The 22,133-nt window shown below is 71.0% G+C and carries 16 protein-coding genes; 7 read left to right on the plus strand and 9 right to left on the minus strand.

The annotated features are described in order from the left end of the window. Positions 1-35 precede the first annotated feature (35 nt). A complete protein-coding gene (locus tag SANBI_RS07260) occupies positions 36-3,146 on the plus strand; it encodes a bifunctional [glutamine synthetase] adenylyltransferase/[glutamine synthetase]-adenylyl-L-tyrosine phosphorylase (protein WP_319160361.1) in 3,111 nt (1,036 codons plus the stop codon). Here the strand turns inward: SANBI_RS07260 and SANBI_RS07265 are convergent. Next, complete coding sequence (locus SANBI_RS07265; RefSeq protein ID WP_319160363.1) at positions 3,128-4,387, minus strand: AI-2E family transporter; 1,260 nt, start codon at positions 4,385-4,387, stop codon at positions 3,128-3,130. The genes SANBI_RS07260 and SANBI_RS07265 overlap by 19 nt on opposite strands. Before the next feature lie 246 nt (positions 4,388-4,633). On the opposite strand from SANBI_RS07265, the gene SANBI_RS07270 reads away from it, so the two are divergent. The 3 genes from SANBI_RS07270 (at position 4,634) to SANBI_RS07280 (ending at position 10,051) form a co-directional block, all read left to right on the plus strand. Then, positions 4,634-8,071 (plus strand): glycoside hydrolase family 9 protein, encoded by a 3,438-nt coding sequence (locus SANBI_RS07270; protein ID WP_319160366.1) that lies wholly within the window; start codon positions 4,634-4,636, stop codon positions 8,069-8,071. A gap of 16 nt (positions 8,072-8,087) precedes the next feature. Further along, a complete protein-coding gene (locus tag SANBI_RS07275) occupies positions 8,088-9,206 on the plus strand; it encodes a LacI family DNA-binding transcriptional regulator (RefSeq protein ID WP_319160368.1) in 1,119 nt (372 codons plus the stop codon). 65 nt (positions 9,207-9,271) lie between these two features. Beyond that, entirely contained in the window at positions 9,272-10,051 is a 780-nt protein-coding gene (locus SANBI_RS07280) for a class I SAM-dependent methyltransferase (protein WP_319160371.1), read from the plus strand. A 298-nt stretch (positions 10,052-10,349) separates the two neighbouring features. Here the strand turns inward: SANBI_RS07280 and SANBI_RS07285 are convergent, their stop codons facing one another. The 3 genes from SANBI_RS07285 to glnA form a co-directional block, all read right to left on the minus strand. Then, the gene (locus SANBI_RS07285; protein WP_319160373.1) at positions 10,350-10,964 is read right to left on the minus strand and encodes an MBL fold metallo-hydrolase; all 615 of its coding nucleotides are present in this window, start codon (positions 10,962-10,964) and stop codon (positions 10,350-10,352) included. Then, positions 10,964-12,064, minus strand: a complete 1,101-nt coding sequence (locus tag SANBI_RS07290; protein WP_319160376.1) for an S-(hydroxymethyl)mycothiol dehydrogenase — start codon at positions 12,062-12,064, stop codon at positions 10,964-10,966. The genes SANBI_RS07285 and SANBI_RS07290 overlap by 1 nt, the downstream gene beginning before the upstream one ends. Before the next feature lie 163 nt (positions 12,065-12,227). Next, the gene (glnA, locus tag SANBI_RS07295) at positions 12,228-13,652 is read right to left on the minus strand and encodes a type I glutamate--ammonia ligase (protein WP_056132023.1); all 1,425 of its coding nucleotides are present in this window, start codon (positions 13,650-13,652) and stop codon (positions 12,228-12,230) included. 241 nt (positions 13,653-13,893) lie between these two features. Between glnA and SANBI_RS07300 the strand changes: the two genes are divergently transcribed. After that, complete coding sequence (locus SANBI_RS07300; RefSeq protein WP_179912784.1) at positions 13,894-14,331, plus strand: RDD family protein; 438 nt, start codon at positions 13,894-13,896, stop codon at positions 14,329-14,331. A gap of 105 nt (positions 14,332-14,436) precedes the next feature. Here SANBI_RS07300 and SANBI_RS07305 read toward each other — a convergent pair whose 3' ends face one another. The 4 genes from SANBI_RS07305 to SANBI_RS07320 all read right to left on the minus strand — a co-directional run bounded on the left by SANBI_RS07305 (position 14,437) and on the right by SANBI_RS07320 (position 17,421). Beyond that, the gene (locus SANBI_RS07305) at positions 14,437-15,180 is read right to left on the minus strand and encodes a DUF4191 domain-containing protein (RefSeq protein WP_056132028.1); all 744 of its coding nucleotides are present in this window, start codon (positions 15,178-15,180) and stop codon (positions 14,437-14,439) included. Between the two features lie 46 nt (positions 15,181-15,226). After that, the gene (gene lipA, locus SANBI_RS07310; RefSeq protein ID WP_319160380.1) at positions 15,227-16,228 is read right to left on the minus strand and encodes a lipoyl synthase; all 1,002 of its coding nucleotides are present in this window, start codon (positions 16,226-16,228) and stop codon (positions 15,227-15,229) included. 83 nt (positions 16,229-16,311) lie between these two features. Then, the gene (lipB, locus tag SANBI_RS07315) at positions 16,312-16,965 is read right to left on the minus strand and encodes a lipoyl(octanoyl) transferase LipB (RefSeq protein ID WP_319160382.1); all 654 of its coding nucleotides are present in this window, start codon (positions 16,963-16,965) and stop codon (positions 16,312-16,314) included. A gap of 9 nt (positions 16,966-16,974) precedes the next feature. Continuing rightward, the gene (locus SANBI_RS07320; protein WP_319160384.1) at positions 16,975-17,421 is read right to left on the minus strand and encodes a MarR family winged helix-turn-helix transcriptional regulator; all 447 of its coding nucleotides are present in this window, start codon (positions 17,419-17,421) and stop codon (positions 16,975-16,977) included. A gap of 54 nt (positions 17,422-17,475) precedes the next feature. Between SANBI_RS07320 and SANBI_RS07325 the strand changes: the two genes are divergently transcribed. Further along, positions 17,476-19,812, plus strand: a complete 2,337-nt coding sequence (locus SANBI_RS07325) for an MMPL family transporter (protein WP_319160387.1) — start codon at positions 17,476-17,478, stop codon at positions 19,810-19,812. Next, entirely contained in the window at positions 19,809-20,840 is a 1,032-nt protein-coding gene (locus tag SANBI_RS07330; protein WP_319160389.1) for a Gfo/Idh/MocA family protein, read from the plus strand. Before SANBI_RS07325 ends, SANBI_RS07330 begins: the two co-directional genes overlap by 4 nt. Before the next feature lie 127 nt (positions 20,841-20,967). Here SANBI_RS07330 and SANBI_RS07335 read toward each other — a convergent pair whose 3' ends face one another. Then, on the minus strand, positions 20,968-21,915 hold the full coding sequence (locus SANBI_RS07335) for a TIGR01777 family oxidoreductase (RefSeq protein WP_319160392.1): 948 nt from the start codon (positions 21,913-21,915) through the stop codon (positions 20,968-20,970). Between the last annotated feature and the right edge of the window lie 218 nt (positions 21,916-22,133).

Below are 22,133 nucleotides of genomic sequence, written 5' to 3' on the forward strand. Positions count from 1 at the left end.
CACCTGCCCGCAGACCGACTGACGGAAGCACGCTGATGGTGAGCACCTCCCGGACCACGTCCTTGACCGGGAGACTCACCCGGCTCGGCTTCTCCGACGTCGCGCGCGCAGCCCAGCTGTGCGGGGACAAAGACCTCACGGCCGTCGTGGGGGAGGTGCAGCCGAGCTCAGCCCTGCTGCCCGCCCTCGCAGCCACGGCTGACCCCGACCTCGCGCTCATCGCCCTCATCCGGCTGTGCTGCGCGGCGACCGTCGACCCGGACCACGCGCGGCGCGCCGCCCTGCTGGGGCGCCTGCTGTCGGGGGACACCGAGGGCATCGACGCCGTGCACCTCGCCCCCGACGAGCAGCTGGTCCGAGACAGGCTGCTGGGCGTCCTCGGCGCCTCGGTCGCGCTCGGTGACGAGCTCGTGCGGCACCCCGAGCTGCTCGACGTCGTGAGCGACACGACGAGCGGTGTCGGGGTCGACGTCAGCCTGGTCCGGGCCGAGCTGCTCCGCGCGGTCGGGGCGGACCCCGAGGCCGACGTCCCGGTCGCCGGGATGCCGGAGATCGAGGCGACCGACGCGATGCGCCGGGCCTACCGCAGCCGGCTGCTGAGGATCGCGGCGAGCGACCTCACCTCGCCCGAGCCGCTGTCTATCCTGCCGGCCGTCGCCGCCGCGCTGGCCGACCTCGCGTCGGCGGCCCTCGAGGCCGCTCTCGCGGTCGCCCGCGGCGAGCTGCCCGACCACGGTGCTGGCGTCCGGCTCTCGGTCCTGGGCATGGGAAAGTGCGGCGGGCGCGAGCTCAACTACGTGAGCGACGTCGACGTCGTCTACGTCGCCGAGCCGACCGAGGGGACCGACGAGAGCGACGCGATGGCCGCGGGTGCCAAGCTCGCGACGATCCTCACCCGGGTGTGCGGGGGAGGGCCGAGCAGCGTGCCGCCGCTGTGGCCCGTCGACGCCGCGCTGCGTCCCGAGGGCAAGAACGGTCCGCTCGTGCGCACGCTGTCCAGCCACGTCTCGTACTACGAGCGCTGGGCCAAGACCTGGGAGTTCCAGGCGCTCCTCAAGGCCCGCCACGTGGCCGGCGACGTCGAGCTGTCGAGGGCGTACACCGAGGCGATCACCCCGCTCGTGTGGTCGGCCGTCGAGCGGGAGAACTTCGTCGAGGACTCCCAGGCGATGCGCCGCCGCGTCGAGGACAACGTCCCGGCCGCCGAGGCCGACCGTCAGCTCAAGCTCGGCAAGGGCGGGCTGCGTGACGTCGAGTTCACGGTCCAGCTGCTCCAGCTGGTGCACGGCCGCTCCGACCCGTCGATCCTCAGCTCCAACACGCTGACCGCCCTCGCGGCGCTCGCCAGCGCCGGGTACGTGGGCCGTGAGCACGCCGCCCAGCTGGCCGTCTGCTACAGGTTCTTGAGGGTCCTCGAGCACCGCATCCAGCTGGTCAACCTGCGGCGCACGCACCTCATGCCGACGGGCGAGCAGGACCTGCGCCGCCTCGCGCGCTCCGCGGGCATGCGCAGCGACGGTGCCGAGGGGCTCGTCCAGCGCTGGAAGACCGTGCGGCGCGACGTCCGCACGCTCCACGAAGAGCTGTTCTACAGGCCGCTGCTGCCCGCCACGGCCCAGCTGTCGGCCGAAGAGGCGAGCCTGGCGCCCGAGGCGGCCCGCGCGCGTCTCGCGGCCATCGGGTACCGCGACCCCAAGGGCGCGATGCGCCACATCGCCGTGCTCACCGAAGGGGTCAGCCGGCGGGCCGCGATCCAGCGCCAGCTGCTGCCCGTGATGCTCGGCTGGTTCGCCGAGGGCTCGGACCCGGACGGTGGGTTGCTCGCCTTCAGGCGGCTCTCCGAAGAGCTCGGCACCACCCACTGGTACCTCAAGCTGCTGCGGGACTCCGGGTCCGCCGCCTACAGGCTCGCCTCCCTCCTGTCGACGTCCCGTTACGTCGCTGAGGCCCTCGGTCGCTCGCCCGAGTCGGTCACCTGGCTCGCCGAGGACAGCGACCTCAAGCCCCGTCCGCTCGCCCGTCTGGTCGCAGAGTCCGACGCCGTGCTGACCCGCGCCGACGACCAGGTGCGGGCCATCACCGTGCTGCGCGCGATGCGCCGTCGCGAGCTCGCCCGGATCGCGTGCGCCGAGCTGCTCGGGCTGTGCGAGGCGCCCGCTGCGGCGCTGGGGATCTCCGACGCGGCAGACGCCGTGCTGCGCGGGGCGCTGCGCGTCGCGGAGTTCGTGCTGTGCGAAGAGGCCGGGCTGACCCGGGCGCAGGCTCCCGCCGCGATGTCGATCATCGCGATGGGCCGCCTCGGTGGCCGTGAGCTCGGCTACGGCTCGGACGCCGACGTGATGTTCGTCTACAGGGCGTCACCCGGGACCGAGGACGCCGTCGCCCAGAGGTACGCCCTCGACGTCGCACGCAAGGTGCGGTCCTCGCTCAGCGGGTCGAGCGAGGAGCCGCCGCTCCAGGTCGACGCCGACCTGCGCCCCGAGGGCCGCAACGGTCCTCTCGTGCGGTCCTTCGACTCCTACGCCGGGTACTACGGGCGCTGGTCGGCTGCCTGGGAGAGCCAGGCGCTGCTGCGTGCCCGGGCTGTCGCGGGCGACGAGACGCTCGGGGCCGACTTCGAGCGGCTCATCGACCCGCTCCGCTTCCCGGCCTCCGGGCTGGACGCGGCGACGGTCCGCGAGATCCGACGCATCAAGGCGCGGGTCGAGGCCGAGCGGCTGCCCCGCGGTGTCGACCCGGCACGGCACCTCAAGCTCGGGCGCGGCGCGATCAGCGACGTCGAGTGGACCGTCCAGCTGCTCCAGCTGCAGCACGGGCACGCCGTCGAGGGTCTGCGGACCACCGAGACGCTCGCCGGGCTCGAGGCGGCGGTCGTCGCCGGGCTCGTCGAGCGCGACGAAGCCGACGTCCTGTCCGAGGCCTGGCAGCTCGCGTCGAACCTGCGCGACGCCCTCGTGCTGTGGTCCGGACGCGTCGGCGGGGCGACGGCCGACGTCCTGCCCTCCGACATCGCGGCGCTCAGCGGGATCGCCCGCGTGGTGCACTACCCGCCCGGCAGCGGTGCACAGCTCGAGCAGGACTACCTGCGCTCGGCACGACGGGCGCGCGCCGTCGTCGAGCGGCTGTTCTACGAGTTCGAGGACTGAGAACCGGAGCCCGTCGCTCCAGGCTGCGCGAGCCCGTCGGCTGCGGTGTCGTGCGCTGTCGCGCGAGCTGCGGCTGCCGTGCTCTTGTCGGCTCCCGCCGCGCTGTCGGACTCCTCGTCGCCTCCGTCGCTGTCACCGGGTGCGGGGTCGTGCAGCATGTGGGAGTCCACGAGCTCGTGACGGCGCAGGTACGTGGTCGCGACGGCCTGGATGGTCGCGGCGACGGGCAGGCTGAGGAAGGCGCCGAGAGCGCCGAAGACAGCGCCGAAGGCGAGCACCACGACGAAGGACACCGCGGGGTTCATCTGGAGGGCGCGGGCCGAGATCTTCGGTGACAGCCACATGTTCTCGACCTGCTGGTACAGGATGATGAACCCGAGGACCATGACGGCCTTCTGCCAGCTGCCGCCCGTGAGCGCGAAGACGATCGGCAGCGCACCACCGATGTACGTCCCGATGGTCGGCACGAACTGCGAGACGACCCCTGTGAAGAGCGCCAGGGGCAGCGCGTACGGGATGTCGATGATGGTGAGGAACACCCCTGTGAAGAAGCTCGCGATCGCCGCGAGCACCACACGCGAGTTGATGTAGTCCGAGATCTTGATCTGCGTGATCTCCCACAGGCGCAGCACCTCGGTCTGGTTCTTGGGCCGCAACCACCCGCAGATCGACGCACGGAACTTGGGGCCGGCCGCAGCGAGGTAGTACGAGACGAGCAAGATCGTCGCGAAGGCGAAGAGGCCACCGATCACCGAGGTGCCGATCGCCAGGGCACGCGAGGCGACCTCGTTGCCGTAGTCCTGCAGCAGCTGGGCCTGGAGGTCTTCCATCTCGGGGATCACGACGTCGAACTGCTTCTCCGCCCAGAGCGTCACGGAGTCGTAGGTGCTGGGCAGCGACTGGATGAGGTCACCGGCCTGCTCGAGGAACATCCGGCCGAAGAGCGCGATGACCGCGGCGGCTGCGGCCAGCAGGCTGAACAGCACCGTGGCTGTCGCGGCCCCGCGCTTCCAGCCGTGCTTGACCAGCCACAGGATCATCGGCTCCATCGCGAGCGCGAGGAACAGCGCGATGATGAGGTTGACGATGAGGCTCGTGAGCGAGCCGAGGGCGCGCCACACGAAGATCGCGGCGAAGACCGTCACCACCCCGGACAGGAGCGCCCGGCCGAGCCAGCGCGGAGGACGCCGGGAGTAGTACGACGCAGGGGGCGCGGCAGGCGCTGCGGGGGACAGGTTCATGGCTCGACGGCTCTCGGGTGGGTCCTGGGGCAGGCACGGGTGTGCCTCCTGCAGAGGCGGGCACAGGGCACGCAGGTGCAGGGACATTGGACCACGCCGTGCGTCGCTCCGCTGGCAGGCCCCGCCAGACTGGAAGCGCTCCCGGCTTGCTCCCACTCTCGTCCAGGTGATAGTTTCCGGGGCACGCTCGCGAGGCCGTCTCCCCCGACCAGGTGTGGGAGCGCTCCCGCACAGAATGGAGACATCGTGGTTTCCCCTCGTCATGCACGACAGGCGCTCGGCGTCCTGACCGCGTCATCGCTCTCGGCAGTGCTGGTGCTCGCCACCGTCGTCGCACCAGCAGCGACAGCCAGCCCCCTGAGCACGGAGCACACCTTCACCGGCGGTGATCCTGAGGGATGGCACTCCTACGCCAACTCCGGCAGCGTCACCACCTCGACCGCGACCGAGGAGTTCTGCTCCACGGTCTCGGGAGGCACCAACCCCTGGGACGTCGCCGCCCAGCACGACGACCTCACCTTCGACCGCGACACCACCTACACGATGTCCTTCGACGCCCGGGCCGACCAGCCGGTCACCCTCCCGCTCCAGGTCGGCGCGACCTACCCGGCGACCTCCGCGCGGCAGGTGGTGCTCGACGGCACCGCGACACCGCAGCACGTCGAGCTCACGGTCTCTCCGGCTACGTGGCCCACGACGAGCACAGACCCCGGGTCCCCGCTCGCCGACGGGTGGACGACCACGAGCGGGCTCGCCGTGCTCCAGCTCGGTGCGCAGGCTGTCCCGTACACCGTCTGCATCGACGACGTCTCGATCACGGAGCGCACCGACCCCACCGACCCGACGGACCCGACGGACCCGACGGACCCGACGGACCCTGCGGAGCAGGTCGTCGGAGGTGACTTCGAGGACGGGAGCATCGCGCCCTTCTACGCTGTCGGACCCGGTGTGACGAGCGCTGTCACCGACGGCGTCCTGTGCGTCGAGCTCGGTGCCGGGACCTCGAACCGGTGGGACCAGATCGTCGGGTACAACGGGATCGTCATCGAGCCCGGCACCACCTACACCCTCTCCTTCGACGCGAGCTCCTCGAACGGCCGACCGGTCCGCGCGATCATCGGCGACGATGAGGCCCCCTACACGGTCCTGCTCGAGAACAACCCCACGCTCAGCGCCGACATGCGCTCCTACACCTACACCTTCATCGCCGAGCGGGGCTTCCCGACCGACGGCGCCACGAGCCCGGGCATCGGGGAGATCTCGTTCCAGGTCGGCGGCTCGGACACCCCGTGGACCTTCTGCCTCGACGACGTCTCGCTGCTCAGCGGAACCGAGGCCCCGCCCTACACCCCGGAGACTGGGCCACGGGTGCGGGTCAACCAGGTGGGGTACCTGCCTGCAGGTCCGAAGGAGGCGACCCTCGTGACGGACGCTCCCGCCGCCCTCCCGTGGGAGCTGCACGACGCCCAGGGCGTGACTGTCGCGTCGGGGACCACGGTGCCGGCCGGGCTCGACCCGACAGCAGGCGTCGCGGTCCACGAGATCGACTTCTCGGGCGTGACCGCGCCCGGCACGTACACCCTCGTGGCGGACGGTGAGGAGAGCTACGACTTCACCGTCGGAGCGGACATCTACCAGCAGCTGCGCTACGACGCGCTCAACTACTTCTACCCGGCCCGCAGCGGTATCGAGATCGACGGCTCGCTCATGGTCGGCCAGCCGGACGCGCAGGAGTACAGCCGTCCGGCAGGGCACGTCGGCACTCCCGACGGCGCCGACGGCGGTCCCAACCGCGGAGACGTCGACGTCGCCTGCCTCACGCCGGAGACCGAGGGGCAGTACTGGATGTACGGAGACTGGACGTGCGACTACACGGCCGACGTCACGGGTGGGTGGTACGACGCCGGGGACCACGGCAAGTACGTGGTCAACGGTGGCATCGCCGTCGCCCAGCTCCTCTCCACCTACGAGCGGACGCTGTCCAGCCCGACCGGAGCCGCTGCGGACCTCGAGGACGGCACGCTGAACATCCCGCTCGACGAGCAGACGAACGGGGTCCCGGACGTCCTCGACGAGGCACGTTGGGAGCTCGAGTGGATGATGAAGATGCAGGTGCCGGCCGACGCCGCGATGTACCCGGGGATGGTGCACCACAAGGTCGCCGACGCGGACTGGACCGGCCTGCCGCTCCTGCCCTCGCAGGACGCCCAGGAGCGCTACCTGCACAGGCCCTCGACGGCCGCCACGCTGAACTTCGCCGCGGTCGCCGCGCAGGGAGCCCGGCTGTGGGAGCAGTACGACCCGCAGTTCGCCACCGACCTGCTCGCGGCCGGGCGGATCGCGTGGGATGCCGCGCTGCGGACCCCCGACCTCTACGCCCCGGCTCCCAACGACGACCCGAGCACGGGCAGCGGACCCTACGACGACGACTCCGTCGGCGACGAGCTCTACTGGGCCGCGGCCGAGCTCTTCCTCACCACGGGGGACCAGGCCTTCGAGGACCACGTCCTGGCGAGCGAGTACCACACGGCGGACATCTGGACGTCGGGCGGCTTCAACTGGTTCGAGACGGCAGCGCTCGGCCGGCTCGACCTCGCGACCGTCGAGTCCGACCTGCCAGGACGGGCAGCAGTCCGTGACTCGGTCGTCGAGGCGGCCGAGCGGTACCTCGCATGGCAGCAGGGCGAACCCTTCGGGACGGCCTACCCGGGGTCCGACGGGATCTACAGCTGGGGCTCGAACAGCGCGATCCTCAACAACCAGGTCGTGCTGGGCACAGCCTTCGACCTCACGAGCGACCAGCGCTTCGCCGACGCTGTGCTCGAGTCGATGGACTACCTGCTCGGCCGCAACGCGCTCAACAACTCGTACGTCACGGGGTACGGGCAGCAGTTCTCCCAGAACCAGCACAGCCGCTGGTTCGCCCACTCCCTCGAGCCGTCGCTGCCGAACCCTCCGCGCGGGTCGGTGTCCGGTGGTCCGAACTCCGACGCGGTCACGTGGGATCCCGTCATCAAGGCGCTCTACGGGCCGGACCGCATGTGCGCCCCGCAGGCCTGCTACGTGGACGACATCCAGTCCTGGTCGACCAACGAGATCACGGTCAACTGGAACTCCGCGCTCACCTGGGTCGCGTCCTTCGTCGCCGACCAGCACGACGGCAATGCGTCGGGTGCGGGGACTGTGGTGGTCGTGACGAGCGACCCCGCAGACCTCACGGCCGTCGACGGCCAGCAGGTCAGCATGAGCGCTGCCGCGACCGGGAGCCCGGCCCCGGGCGTCCAGTGGCAGCGCCTGGCCGCAGGGGTCTGGACGGACGTGCCCGAGGCGACCTCCACGACCCTCACGCTCACCGCCAGGTTTGGGGAGGGGGCGCAGTACCGGGCGTACTTCGCCAACGCCTTCGGTGGCGTCTACACCGAGCCCGCGACGCTCGAGGTGACCGAGAGCCCCCAGGTCGTGGTGCCGTCACCGGCCCCGGTCGTCGACCCGCCCGTCGAGGAGACGGCTCGCGGGGCAGGCGGGGCGCAGGACGGTCGCGGCGGAGCGCTCGCCGCCACAGGGGCGGACCCTGCATGGATCGCCGTCGCCGGTCTGCTGCTCGTCGCGGGGTTCGCGGCGGCCGGCGTCGCGCGACGTGGTCGACGCAGCCGTGACGGGTCAGCGCCGGGGGCCTGCGCCTGACAGTAGGCTGACCGCCATGCCCGAGGACCCGATGCACGACCCGTCGTCCGCGCCGCCCCGCCCGCCCAGCCTCCCGTCGAGCCACAGGTCCAGACGACCCACGCTCGACGAGGTGGCGCGGCGGGCCGGGGTGTCGCGGTCGGCGGCGTCGCGCGCCATGAACAACGCCCGCAACGTGAGCCCGGCCAAGCGCGAGGCGATCGAGCGGGCCGCCGAGGAGCTGGGCTACGTCCCGAACGCCACGGCCCGTGCGCTCGTGACGAACAGGGTCGGCTCGGTCGTCCTCGCCTTCTCCGGGGACGACCCGGCCTTCTTCGGCGACCCGTTCTTCTCCCAGGTGGTGGTCGGGGTCGCCACGGTCCTCGAGAAGGCAGAGCTCGACCTCACCCTGGTGCTGGCCTCGGCCCCGAACGGGCAGGCGCGGATCGAGCGTCTGCTGCGTTCGCGCCGGACCGACGGGGTGATGCTCATGGCGCTGCGCCGGGACGACCCCCTGGCACGGGTGGCCGACGCGACCGACCTGCCGATCGTGTTCTGCGGGCGTCCGCTCACCGGCGACCCACGTTGGTACGTCGACGCGGACAACCGTGGGGGCGCTCGGAGCGCGACCGAGCACCTGCTCCGCTCGGGGCGTCGGCGCCTCGCGGTCATCACCGGGCCGATGGACCAGGAGGCCTCGGTCGCCCGCTGGCAGGGCTTCGTCGACGCGATGGCCGTGGCAGGGCTGGCGCCGTCGCTCGTCGAGCAGGCGGACTTCAGCCACGACGGCGGGGCTCGGGCGATGGCTCGGCTGCTCGCGGCCGACCCTGAGCTCGACGCGGTCTTCGTGGCGTCGGACAACATGGCTGCCGGGGCGGTCAGCACGCTCCGGGCGCACGGTCGGACGGTGCCGGGCGACGTGGCCGTCGTCGGCTTCGACGACCTCGACGTCGCCCGGCACACCGACCCGCCGCTGACCACGGTCCACCAGCCGGTCCGGGCCCTCGGGCACGAGATGGCATCGATGCTCATCCGGGTGATGGACGGGGAGAGCCCGAGCCCGATCATCCTGCCGACGCACCTGGTGGTCCGCGAGTCTGCGCCGTCGTCGCCCGGCGCGGAGGTCTCGGGCCTGCCGGCTGCGATGCCGGGATAGGTGCGCGCGACGCACGAGACGCATTCTCGTTGCGCCCGGGCAGACAGTCCGTGCAGCATCGAACCATGTCACGCACCTACGAAGACCTCGTCGCCGAGGCGTCGGCCGTCTCCGTCGACGGCTGGGACTTCAGCTGGCTCGACGGCAGGGCGACCGAAGAACGCCCCTCGTGGGGGTACCAGCGGATCATGGCGGAGCGGCTCGCGGTGTCGTCCGCGGCGCTCGACGTGCAGACCGGCGGGGGAGAGGTCCTCGCTGGGGCTCCCGTGCTCCCCGCCGTCATGGCGGCGACCGAGTCGTGGCCGCCGAACGTCACTGTCGCGACGAGGCTGCTGCGTCCACGTGGGGTGGTGGTCGTCGCGGACCCGGACGAACCCCCGCTGCCCTTCGCCGACGGTGCCTTCGACCTCGTGGTGAGCCGCCACCCGGTGACGGTCTGGTGGGACGAGATCGCCCGGGTGCTCGAGCCCGGGGGCACGTACCTGTCTCAGCAGGTCGGTGCCGCGAGCATGTTCGGCCTGGTCGAGCACTTCCTCGGGCCCTTGTCGCAGGAGACGTACAGGGCGCGGCACCCCGACGACGCCGTGCGCGACGCGGAGGCGGCGGGGCTCGAGGTCGTCGACCTGCGGAGCGAGACGCTGCGTACGGAGTTCTTCGACGTGGGTGCCGTCGTCTACTACCTGCGCAAGGTGATCTGGATGGTCCCCGGCTTCACGGCCGAGGGGTACGAGGAGAGGCTTCGGGCGCTCCACGACGTGATCGAGCGTGAGGGGTCCTTCGTCGCGCACTCGACGCGGTTCTTGATCGACGCGCGTCGGCGGAAGGGCGAGGGGATGCCGGGCTGACACTCTCTCGGTGTCCGGACCCTAGAGGCACGACACGACACGACACGACACGACACGACACGACACGACACGGCACGGCACGGCACGGTCGGGCACCGCACCGCACCGCACCGCACCGCACCGCACGGCACCGCACGGCACGGCACGGTCTGGCACGGAGCGGCTCGGAGGCGCGGAGTCGGAGCTGGGACGCGCGACAGCGCCGGACCCCGGACGGACGACAGCGTCGGCCCCTCTCGCGTGTGACGCGAGGGGGGCCGACGCTGCGGACGGCCGACCAGGTCGGCCTGCGGGGATCTCAGCCGTCGAGGTTCGTCTTCTCGGCACCGATCGTCGTGTCGTCACCGTGGCCTGTGTGCACGACCGTCTCGTCCGGCAGCGCGAAGAGCCGGGCGCGGATCGAGGCCTCGATCGTCGGGCGGTCGCTGAACGAGCGTCCGGTTGCCCCGGGCCCACCGTTGAACAGGGTGTCCCCTGTGAAGACGCTCCCAAGATCGGGTGCGTAGAGGCAGACGGCACCGGGTGCGTGGCCGGGGGTGTGCAGGACCGTGAGCGTCGTACCGGCGACCTCGAGGGTCTGCCCGTCGGACAGGTCGTGGTCCCACGTCGTCGACGTGCCGTGCGTGAGCTCCCAGACGGGGCGGTCGGCCGGGTGCAGGTAGATCGGCGCCCCGGTCCGCTCGCGCAGCTCGGGTGCCACCCGCACGTGGTCGTCGTGCGCGTGGGTGCAGACGATCGCGGTCAGGCGCCGGTCACCCACGGCCGCGAGGATGTCGTCGACCGAGTGCGGTGCGTCGATGACGAGGCACTCGCTGTCGTCCCCGACGATCCACACGTTGTTGTCGACGTCGAAGGTCTCACCGTCGAGGCTGAAGGTGCCCGAGGTGACGACGTGGTCGGTGCGCGCGGCCATCAGAGCACCACGACCGAGCGCAGGACGTCGCCGTGGTGCATCCGCTCGAAGGCCGCCTCGATGTCGTTGATGCTGATCTCCTCGGTGACGAAGGCGTCGAGGTCCAGACGTCCCTGCTGGTAGAGGTCCACCAGCATCGGGAAGTCGCGGCTGGGCAGGCAGTCGCCGTACCAGCTGGACTTGAGCGAGCCGCCGCGGCCGAAGACGTCGAGCAGCGGGATCTCGGGGACCGTCATCTCCGGGGTCGGCACGCCGACCAGGACCACGGTGCCGGCGAGGTCGCGGGCGTAGAAGGCCTGCTTCCAGGTCTCGGGGCGACCGACGGCCTCGATGACGATGTCAGCACCCTCGGCGCCCGGGTAGGTCTTCGAGGCGATCTCGCGGATGGCTTCGACGGGGTCGACCTGCGAGGAGTCGACGGTGTGGGTCGCGCCGAGCTTCTTGGCGGTCTCGAGCTTCTTGGCGTCGATGTCCACGGCGATGATCGGGCTCGAACCGGCGAGCGCGGCACCAGCGATCGCGGCGACACCGACCCCGCCGCAGCCGATGACGGCGACAGACTTCCCGCGGGTGGCGCCGCCGGTGTTGATAGCCGCACCGATGCCGGCCATGATGCCGCAGCCGAGGAGGCCCACGGCAGCCGGGCGGGCGGACGGGTCGACCTTCGTGCACTGACCCGCGGCGACGAGGGTCTTGTCGGCGAAGGCGCCGATGCCGAGGGCCGGCGTGAGCTCGGTGCCGTCTTCGAGGGTCATCTTCTGCGTGGCGTTCGCGGTGTTGAAGCAGTACTGCTGCTCGCCGCGCTTGCAGGCGCGGCACTCGCCGCACACCGCGCGCCAGTTGAGGACGACGAAGTCCCCGGGGGCGACCTCGGTGACACCCTCGCCGACAGACTCGACCACACCGGCGGCCTCGTGGCCGAGCAGGAACGGGAACTCGTCGTTGATGCCGCCCTGGCGGTAGTGCAGGTCGGTGTGGCACACGCCGCAGGCCTGGATGGCCACGACGGCCTCACCCGGCCCAGGGTCGGGGACGTTGATGGTGACGATCTCGACCGGCGCGTCTTTGGCGCGGGCGATGACGGCTTGGACCTGCTGCATGGGGAAGACCTTTCGACGACTGGTTGTCAGTCTCTCAGGGTCGGGTCTGGTCCGCCGAACTCAGGACCTGTGGCGCAGACGACAGCACCCCGCCCGCCTCGAGGGCGGACGGGGTGCTGCGTGCGTTCAGCTCACGGACCTGCTCTCACAGGCCCGGCGACCGTCAGAGGTCGTAGTAGAGCTCGAACTCGTGCGGGTGCGGGCGCAGGCGGATCGGGTCGATCTCGTGGGTGCGCTTGTAGTCGATCCACGTCGAGATGAGGTCGGGCGTGAAGACGTCGCCGACGGTCAGGAAGTCGTGGTCGGCCTCGAGGGCGTCGAGGGCCTCGCCGAGCGACGCGGGCACCTGCTGGATCGCTGCGTGCTCCTCGGGCGGGAGCTCGTAGAGGTCCTTGTCGACGGGCTCCGGGGGCTCGATGCGGTTCTTGATGCCGTCGATGCCGGCGAGCAACTGCGCGGCGAAGGCGAGGTACGGGTTCGCCGACGGGTCGGGCACGCGGAACTCGATGCGCTTGGCCTTGGGCGAGTTGCCGGTCACCGGGATGCGGATGCAGGCAGAGCGGTTGCGAGCCGAGTACACCAGGTTGACCGGGGCCTCGTAGCCGGGGACCAGGCGGTGGTAGGAGTTCACCGACGGGTTGGTGAAGGCGAGCAGCGCGGGGGCGTGCTTGAGCAGACCACCGATGTACCAGCGAGCCATGTCGGAGAGTCCGCCGTAGCCCTTCTCGTCGAAGAACAGCGGCACGCCGTCCTTCCAGAGGGACTGGTGGGAGTGCATGCCCGAGCCGTTGTCACCGAAGATGGGCTTCGGCATGAAGGTCGCGGACTTGCCGGCGTCCCAGGCGACGTTCTTGATGACGTACTTGAACTTCATCAGGTCGTCAGCAGCCGCGGTCAGGGTCGAGAAGCGGTAGTTGATCTCTTGCTGGCCGGCGGTGCCCACCTCGTGGTGCGCGCGCTCGACGTCGAGGCCGACCTCACCGAGGACTGCGCACATCTCGTCGCGCAGGTCGGCCATCTGGTCGTTGGGGGAGACGGGGAAGTAGCCACCCTTGTACCGGGTCTTGTAACCGAGGTTGCCACCCTCCTCGACGCGGCCGGTGTTCCAGGCTGCTTCCTTCGAGTCGATGTGGAAGTAGGACTCGTTCGCGGACGTCTTGAAGCGCACGTCGTCGAAGATGTAGAACTCGGCCTCGGGGGCGAAGAACGCGGTGTCGGCGATGCCTGTGCTCTTGAGGTACGCCTCGGCCTTGAACGCGACGTTGCGCGGGTCGCGGGAGTAGGCCTCGTCGGTGAAGGGGTCGACGATCGAGAAGTTCACGATGAGCGTCTTGCGCTTGCGGAAGGGGTCGACGTACGCGGTGGTGACATCGGGGATGAGCTTCATGTCCGACTCGTGGATCGCCTGGAAGCCGCGGATCGAGGACCCGTCGAACATCATGCCGTCGGTGAAGGCCGACTCAGCGAACTGCGAGATCGGGATGTTGAAGTGCTGCATCACACCTGGCAGGTCGCAGAACCGCACGTCGACGAACTCGACGCCCTCGTTCTGGGTGAAGGCGATTGCCTCCTCGGCGTTCTTGAACATCCGCTACTCCTTGTTCGATGTCGCCCTGGCGTGACGGGCATGTCCAAACTAAGGGCGTCGGGTTTCCCCGCCGTGTTCCCTCTGTTTCAAGCATGTTACGAACCTGTGCCCTGTGTCACGTCCGTGTGTCCGCCCAGCGGACCCCGACGGTCCGCATGCTCGCAGGGCGAGCAGCGTCTGGTCACCTGCTGGACGGCTCTCACGGGCTCGCCGACAGGCCCCCGCCACGTATCCTCGAGGTGTGGCATCACGTGACGACATCGGCTCTTGGCTCGAAGGCACCCCGCAGGGCGACGACGGACGCGGCGGGCGGCTCGGGCTGCCCCGCTCAGGTCCGGGGTCTCTCGCACCTGTCGGTCGGCGGCTCGCCGCGCTCGTGATCGACTGGGTGGTCGCGAGCCTCATCAGCCTGGCCCTCTTCGACTACCACTCGATGGCCACCCTCGCGGTCTTCGCCGTCGAGAACATCCTGCTCGTCTCGAGCCTCGGCTTCACGATCGGGCACCGTGCGCTCGGTCTGGTCGTCCGCCCCGAGGTGCCCCAGGTCCAGACCGTCGGTCTGCTCCGCGGCGCGATCCGCGGAGTCCTGCTCTGCCTCGTGATCCCCGCGGTGATCTGGGACGGCGACGGTCGTGGTCTCCACGACAAGGCCGCCCGCACGGTCATCGTCCGCCGCTGATCCTGCGGTCACCGCGACGCCAGAGCACCACCCGGGAACGACAGAGCGACGCCCACCCCTGCTGGGGTGGGCGTCGCTCTGGGTCTGGCCTGGTGTGCGGTGCGGTCAGCGCTGGCCCTTGCGGTCGGGGCGGGCGCGGTTCGGGTCGACGCCCTTGGGGATCGGCATCCGGATCTTGCCGAGCGCGGTGAGGCGCTTGCCGACCTCGCCGACCTCAGCCTTGGTGAGCTTCGGCTTGAGCTTCTGCACGTGGCGCGCGAGCTTGGGCAGCGGGACCTGGCCCTCGCCGTTGCCGCACTGGACGACCGTGACCGGAACGCCCGAGAGGATGCGGCCGAGCTTGCGCTGCTCGGCGTCGATGAGCTTCTTCACGCGGTTCGAGGGGCCCTCGGTCACGAGGACGATCCCGGGACGTCCGAGGCCGCGGAACAGCAGGTCCTGGGTCTTCGGGTCGACGGCGGCGGGCTCTTCGTCGAAGGTCCATCCGCGGCGGATCGTGCCGAGCGCGGCGCGCGAGGCACCGGGCTGTCCTTCGATCTCCGCGTACTGCGACCTCTCGGCGCGGCGGGCGAGCACGAACATCGCGCCGAGCAGCCCGAAGGGGATGCCGATGATCGCCATGTAGATCGGCTGACCCCACCAGAGACCGATCGCGACGGCGACGGCGACGATGCCGACGAAGACCGCGAGCATGATCCACGGCACCTTGCGGTCCCGCGCATAGGTCATCTTGTAGGCCTGGAAGACCTGGTGATACCAGCGGACCTTCTTCGGCTTCTTCTGCTTGGGGGCGCTCTGGGCGTCTGTGGCAACGCCTGTGGCGGTTGCGTCCTTGTTCTTGCGGGCCATGGTCCTCAGTCTAGCGGGGCGCGATGGTGCTCCGGAGAGCGGGTCGTCAGCGGGCGAGCAGGCTCGACGCCTCCTGGCGTGACGTGGTCGGCTCGGTGAGGTGGGCGAGCGTCTCGGGCACCGTGAGGCCGCGTCTGCGCATGGCCTGCCCCCAGAGGCTGCCGGCCCTGTACGAGGACCTGACGAGCGGACCGGCCATGACACCGGAGAAGCCCATGCTGTCGGCAGCCTCGGAGAGCTCGACGAACTCTTCGGGCCGTACCCAGCGGTCGACGGGGTGGTGGCGGACGGACGGACGCAGGTACTGGGTGATCGTCACGAGGTCGCACCCGGCGTCGGAGAGGTCCTGCAGGGCGTCCCGGGCCTCGTCGGTCGTCTCGCCCATGCCGAGGATGAGGTTCGATTTGGTGACCAGCCCTGCCTCGCGGGCCCGGGTGATCACGGACAGGGACCGCTCGTAGCGGAACCCGGGCCGGATCTGCCGGAAGATGCGCGGGACGGTCTCGACGTTGTGGGCGAGCACCTCTGGCCGGGAGTCGTTGACGGCGTCGAGGAGCTCGGGTACGGCGTTGAAGTCGGGGATGAGCAGCTCGACGCCGGTCCCGGGGTTGAGCGCGTGGATCTGGCGGACCGTCTCGGCGTACAGCCACGCGCCCCCGTCGGGGAGGTCGTCACGGGCGACGCCCGTGACCGTCGAGTACCGCAGGCTCATGGTGCGCACCGACTCGGCCACCCTGCGCGGCTCGTCGGTGTCCAGGTCGGCCGGCTTCCCGGTGTCGATCTGGCAGAAGTCGCAGCGCCGCGTGCACTGGTCGCCGCCGATGAGGAAGGTCGCCTCGCGGTCTTCCCAGCACTCGAAGATGTTCGGGCAGCCGGCCTCTTCGCAGACTGTGTGGAGACCCCCGGACCTCACGAGCCCCTTGAGCTCGGTGTACTCGGGTCCCATGGTGGCGCGGGTCTTGATCCAGTCGGGCTTCTTCTCGATCGGCGTCGCGGCGTTGCGTGCCTCGACACGGAGCATGCGGCGCCCCTCGGGTGCGATGGTCACGTGCTGTCCCCCAGAGATAGTTTCTGGTCAGCGTACAACAATCGCCCGAGCCGTTCGGGGCCACCTCATCCGGCGGCCGGCCGTCAGGCCGTGGCGGCTCCGAGGTGCTCGCGCAGGTGCTCGTGCAGGTGCGCCTCGAGCAGCGGGGCCACCTCGGTCACGGTCACCGTCCGGCCCAGCTCGAGGCTGAGCGTCGTCACGCCCGCGTCGGTGATGCCGCACGGCACGATCGCCGCGTACGGCGCGAGGTCGGCGTCGCAGTTGAGTGCGAGGCCGTGCATCGTCACGCCCCGTGCGACCCGGACCCCGATCGCGCAGACCTTGCGGGCGGGGAGGTCGGCGGTCGGGGCGCACCAGACTCCCGACCTCCCCTCGATGCGGACTGTCTCGAGACCGAGGTCGCGGCACACCGCCACGACGGCGTCCTCGAGCAGCCGGACGTAGGCGACCACGTCGACCGGGGCAGGGAGCGGCACGACCGGGTAGGCGACGAGCTGACCCGGGCCGTGCCAGGTGATCTTGCCGCCGCGGTCCACGTCGACGACCTGGAGCCCGTCGGTCGGTCGCTCAGCCTGGCGGGTCCGGCGACCGGCTGTGTAGACGGAGGCGTGCTCGACGAGCAGCACGGTGCCCGGCCGGGTCCCGGCGACGACCTCCGCGTGCAGGTCGCGCTGCAGCCTCCACGTCTCCTCGAAGCTGGCGAGCCTGGTCCCGAGGTCGACCTGCCGGAATTCCATCGCCTCAGGCTAGCGCGGGTCGGGCTCGGCGTCGGGGGCCTGTGCGCGCACCATGTCGACGAGGATCTCGCGGAGCGTCGTCATCTGCTCGGGTGTCAGGCCGGTGCCGGCGATGGCCTCGCCCTGCTCCGGCCGGGCGGCCTCGGCGGCGACGGTGCGGCCGGCGTCGGTGAGGAGCACCACCTGTCGACGCGCGTCGGTCGGGTCAGGGGTGCGCGTCACGTACCCGAGGCGCTCGAGGCGGGCGACGGTGCGGCTCATGGTCTGCTCGGTCACGTTCGAGAGCGCCGCGATCTCGCGCTGCGAATGACCCCCGCGCAGCAGGTGCAGCAGCACGGGCAGGCTCGCGTGGTTGAGCCCCCAGCCGTCCAGGTGGTTGTTCCACTGGCGCTCGAGCCCGCGCGCGACGTGCGAGAGGAGCCGGCCTGTGGCCCACGTCGACGGGTCGTCGGGCATCCCCACGCTCCTCTCCACTTGCATACAGCTGTCCTGTCCTCGATGATACTCAGCATGCTGAGTAAATCCCCCAGAGCGCAGAGCCAGGGCCAGGCCGGGGGCGCACCACGTCGCTCGGGTGTCGTCCGCGGTCTCATCATTGTCGCAGTCATCGCCATCTGGCTCGGTATCGGAGCGCTGGGCGGACAGGCCCAGGGCAAGCTGAGCTCTGTCCAGACCAACGACGCCGCTGCGTCCCTCCCGTCGAGCGCCGAGTCGACCCAGGTCGACAAGCTCGCGGCCGACTTCGTCGAGTCGCAGTCGCTCCCGGCCCTCGTCGTCGCCACCTCCTCCCAGGGGGGTGCACTCACCGCAGACCAGCTCGCCGCCATCACCTCGTTCTCCGACTCGATCGGCAGCATCGAGATCCCCGGCGCCTCCGGAGACGACCCCCGCACCGTCGGGGACGTGCTCACAGCACCGACAGTCGTCGTGCCGTCAGAGGACGGCGAGGCCGCCCTCATCACCCTGGCCATCGACGCCGACGCGGCCGAGTCGCTGCTCGCCGACGGCGAGAGCCTCACCCCGACGGTCGTGGGTGCCATCCGCGACGCGATCGCGGCCGACCTCGCGGGCGCCGACCTCAACCTCTGGGTCACCGGTCCCGCGGGCTTCGTGGCGGACCTCGTCGTGGCCTTCGGCGGCATCGACACAGTCCTGCTGCTCGTCGCGCTCGTCGCGGTCCTCATCATCCTGGCCTTCGTCTACAGGTCGCCGATCCTGCCCTTCGTCGTCATCTTCACCGCCGTCTTCTCGCTCTGCCTCGCCGGTCTGGTGGTCTACCAGCTCGCCGACAACGGGACGCTCGTGCTCAACGGGCAGTCCCAGGGGATCTTGTCGATCCTCGTGGTCGGTGCCTCGGTCGACTACTCCCTGTTCATCGTGGCCCGCTACCGCGAAGAGCTCCGGCACACCCGTCACCCGGCCGACGCGCTGCGGAAGTCGCTGCGCGCCTCGGTCGAGCCGATCCTGGCGAGCGCCGGCACGGTCATCGCCGGTCTGCTCTGCCTCCTGCTCTCGGACCTCGCGTCGAACAGGTCGCTCGGGCCTGTCGCAGCGATCGGCATCGTCGCCGCCTTCCTCGGTGCGATGACCTTCCTGCCCGCGCTGCTGCTCGTCGGTGGCAAGCGGTCCCGCGCGGTGTTCTGGCCGCGTCGCCCGTCCTTCGTCGACGAGGCCCAGGCCGCTCCCGGAGCCGTCGGCACGATCGACACCACCTCGGGCTTCTGGGCCCGTGTGGCGCGCTTCGTCGCCCGCCACGACCGCCGCGTCTGGGTCATCACGGCTCTCGTGCTCGCCGCCTGCGCGGCCTTCGTCCCGACGCTCGACGCGAGCGGGACGAGCGAGTCCGACGTGTTCCTCACCCAGGTCGACTCGGTCGACGGCGAAGAGGTGCTCGCCCAGCACTTCGACGGCGGCAACATCCAGCCGGCCATCGTCATCGCCCCGGAGGCCGACGTCGACGCGGTCATCGCCGCAGCCGAGGGCGTGGACGGCGTGACCAGCGCGTCTGCCGTGACCGCCTCGAGCGGCCAGGGCATGCCTGGTGCGACCAGCGACGAACCGCCGCTCGTCGTCGACGGCATGGTCCGCATCGACGTCGTCACGACCGACGCCGCCGACACCCAGGGTGCCGTCGCGACCGTCGCGGAGCTGCGGACAGCCGTCCACGACGTCTCCTCCGACGCTCTCGTCGGTGGTGCCGCGGCACAGCGCCTCGACACGCAGGACGCCGGGACCCGGGACCTGCAGGTCATCGTGCCGGTCGTGCTGCTGGTGATCCTCGTCATCCTCATGATGCTGCTGCGGTCGATCCTCGCCGCGGTCCTGCTCATGGCCGCGAACGTGCTCTCCTTCGGTGCCGCGCTCGGAGTCTCCGCGCTCGTGTTCCAGCACGTCTTCGGGTTCCCCGGCGCAGACCCGACGGTCCCGCTGTACGCCTTCTGCTTCCTCGTGGCGCTCGGCGTGGACTACACGATCTTCCTCATGACACGCGTCCGAGAGGAGACCATCCACCACGGCACCCGTGACGGTGTGGTCCGAGGGCTCACGGTCACCGGGTCGGTCATCACGTCCGCAGGCGTGGTCCTCGCGGCCACCTTCGCGGCGCTCGGCATCATCCCGCTGATCTTCCTCGCGCAGATCGCCTTCGTGGTCGCCTTCGGGGTGCTGCTGGACACCATCGTCGTGCGCTCGCTCCTCGTCCCCGCGCTCGTCCACGACATCGGCGGAGCCGTGTGGTGGCCCTCGAGGCTCGGCAAGACCGAGCGCGACCGTGAGCGTCAGGGCAAGCACGCTGCCGAGGCCCCGGCGGCACACGGCGGCTCGGACGGAGCTACCGTGGACGCATGAGCACACTGCGCGTCGGGCTGGTCGGGTACGGGGGAGCGGGGCGTGGGATCCACGCGCGGCTCGTGGAGCAGGCGGGGTACGACGTCACCGTCGTGGTGACCCGATCACCGGAGCGTGCCGAGACCGCGCGCGGCGACTGGCAGGGAGTCGAGATCGTGGACGACCTCGACTCCCTGCTGTCGGACACCTCGCGGTACGACCTCGTCGTGCTCGCCAGCCCGACCCCGCTCCACGAGGACCAGTCGGTCCAGGTCCTCGAGGCCGGCGTCCCGCTCCTCCTCGACAAGCCGATCGCCCTCGACGGCCCCGGCGCCGAGCGGGTGGCCCGGACGGCCCGGGAGACCGGGACACCGCTCACCGTGTTCCAGAACCGCCGGTGGGACCCTGAGCAGATCACCCTGCAGGCCGTCCTGGCCGCGGGAAGCCTCGGGTCGGTCTACCGCTTCGAGCGGCGCTGGGAGCGGTGGCGTCCGGTGCCCCAGCAGCGCTGGAAGGAGCAGGACACCCGCGGTGGTGGTCTGCTCCTCGACCTCGGCACCCACCTCGTCGACTCGGCGGTCCAGCTCTTCGGGCCCGTGGAGTCCGTGTACGCCGAGCTCGCGAACCACACGACCCCGACCGAGGACGACGTCTTCCTGTCGCTGCGCCACGCAGCGGGGGACGAGGGCCAGCAAGTCGTCAGCCACCTCTGGGGCGGGTCTGTCGTCGGGGCACCCGGTCCACGGACCCGCGTGCTCGGCTCGGAGGGTGCGTACGTCGTGACGACCTTCGAGAACGACGCCTCTCCCTTCGAGGAGATGGACGCCGACGCGCCCGAGGGGTCCCAGGGCTGGCTCTCGCACGGGCGTGAGCGGACACCGGTCCAGCAGGCACCGGGCGGGCACGAAGACTTCTACCCCGCGGTCGCCGCGTGGGTCCTCGACGGTGGGCCTGTGCCTGTCGACCCTGAGGAGACCGTGGCGACGGCCCGGGTGCTCGACGCAGCCCGCGAGAGCGCGGACACAGGGGCGCGGATCAGCCTCGGCTGACTCGCGGCACATCGGCTCCGCCGGGGCTGCGCGGCAGCGCGTCGCGCCGACGGGCACCCCGTGTCCCAGGCGCGGCACCACCGACCACGGCACTGCCTGACGACTCGTCGGGCGGTGCGGTCGTCGTTCAGACGGTCGGACTGGTCTGGGCCGGTCGGCCCTCGGCCACCCAGCGGGCGGCGGCGTGGATCGTCGGGTGGGTGAACTCGAAGCCAGCCTGCTCGAGCACCTCGGGGTGCACGCGCTGCGACCCGAGGAGCTCGCTCGAGAACTCACCGAGGGCGATCTTCAGCGCGAAGGCCGGGACCTTGATCTTGGTGGGCCTGCCGAAGGCGTCACCGAGGGCGCGGGTGAGGTCGGCGTTGCGTGAGGGAGCCGGGGCCGTGAGGTTGACGGGCCCTTCGAGGTCGGACTCCATGATGTGCAGGATGGCGCGGATCTGGTCTTCGAGGGAGATCCAGCTCCAGAACTGGTCGCCGCTGCCCATCGGACCGGCGACCCCTGCCTTGACCAGGGGGAGCAGCCGCCCGAGCGCGCCTCCGCTCGGGGCGAGGACGATCCCCGTCCGCAGGTGCGCGACCCGCAGCCCGGCCGCACGGGCGGGCTCGGCCGCGGCCTCCCACGCCCGGACCACGTCGGCGAGGAACCCCTCGCCGAAGGGGCTCGACTCCGTGAGCACGGTGTCGCCCTGGTCGCCGTAGGCGCCGATGGCCGAGGCCTGCACGAGCACGGCCTCCGCAGGGGCACGGCCGGCGGAGACGGCGGCGACGAGCCGCTCGGAGAGCAGCGTCGTCGAGTCGACACGCGACCGCAGGATCTGCTCGCGGTACGAGTCGGTCCAGCGGTGGTCGCCGACACCCACCCCGGCGAGGTTCACGACAGCCTGCACGCCGTCCAGGGCGTCCGACGGGAGCTGACCGACGCCGGGGTCCCAGGTGATCTCGCCGGGGGCCTTCACAGGGCGGCGGACCAGCGTGCGCACGTCGTACCCACGGCGCCTGAGGCGGGGTACGAGCGTAGACCCCACAAATCCGCTCGAGCCTGCGACGACGACGGTCTTGCGGGTGGTGTCCATCTGGTCATCGTAGGCAGCCGGAGACGTCGGGGCGCGCTGGAGAGGGCCGTCGCGGCTGTGGTCCGGGTCGAGGCGCAGGACGCAGCCGGGCCGGGACGCACGACGCAGCCTGACCAAGACCCGCGACGTTCCCGGGCCGTGACGCAGGACGACCCCGCAGCCGTGGACTGCGGGGTCGTCGTGTGGTGCGAGTGGGGGCCGCTGAGGGCACCCGTCAG

Source organism: Sanguibacter biliveldensis, from assembly GCF_033798665.1.
Taxonomy (GTDB): Bacteria; Actinomycetota; Actinomycetes; order Actinomycetales; family Cellulomonadaceae; genus Sanguibacter; species Sanguibacter inulinus.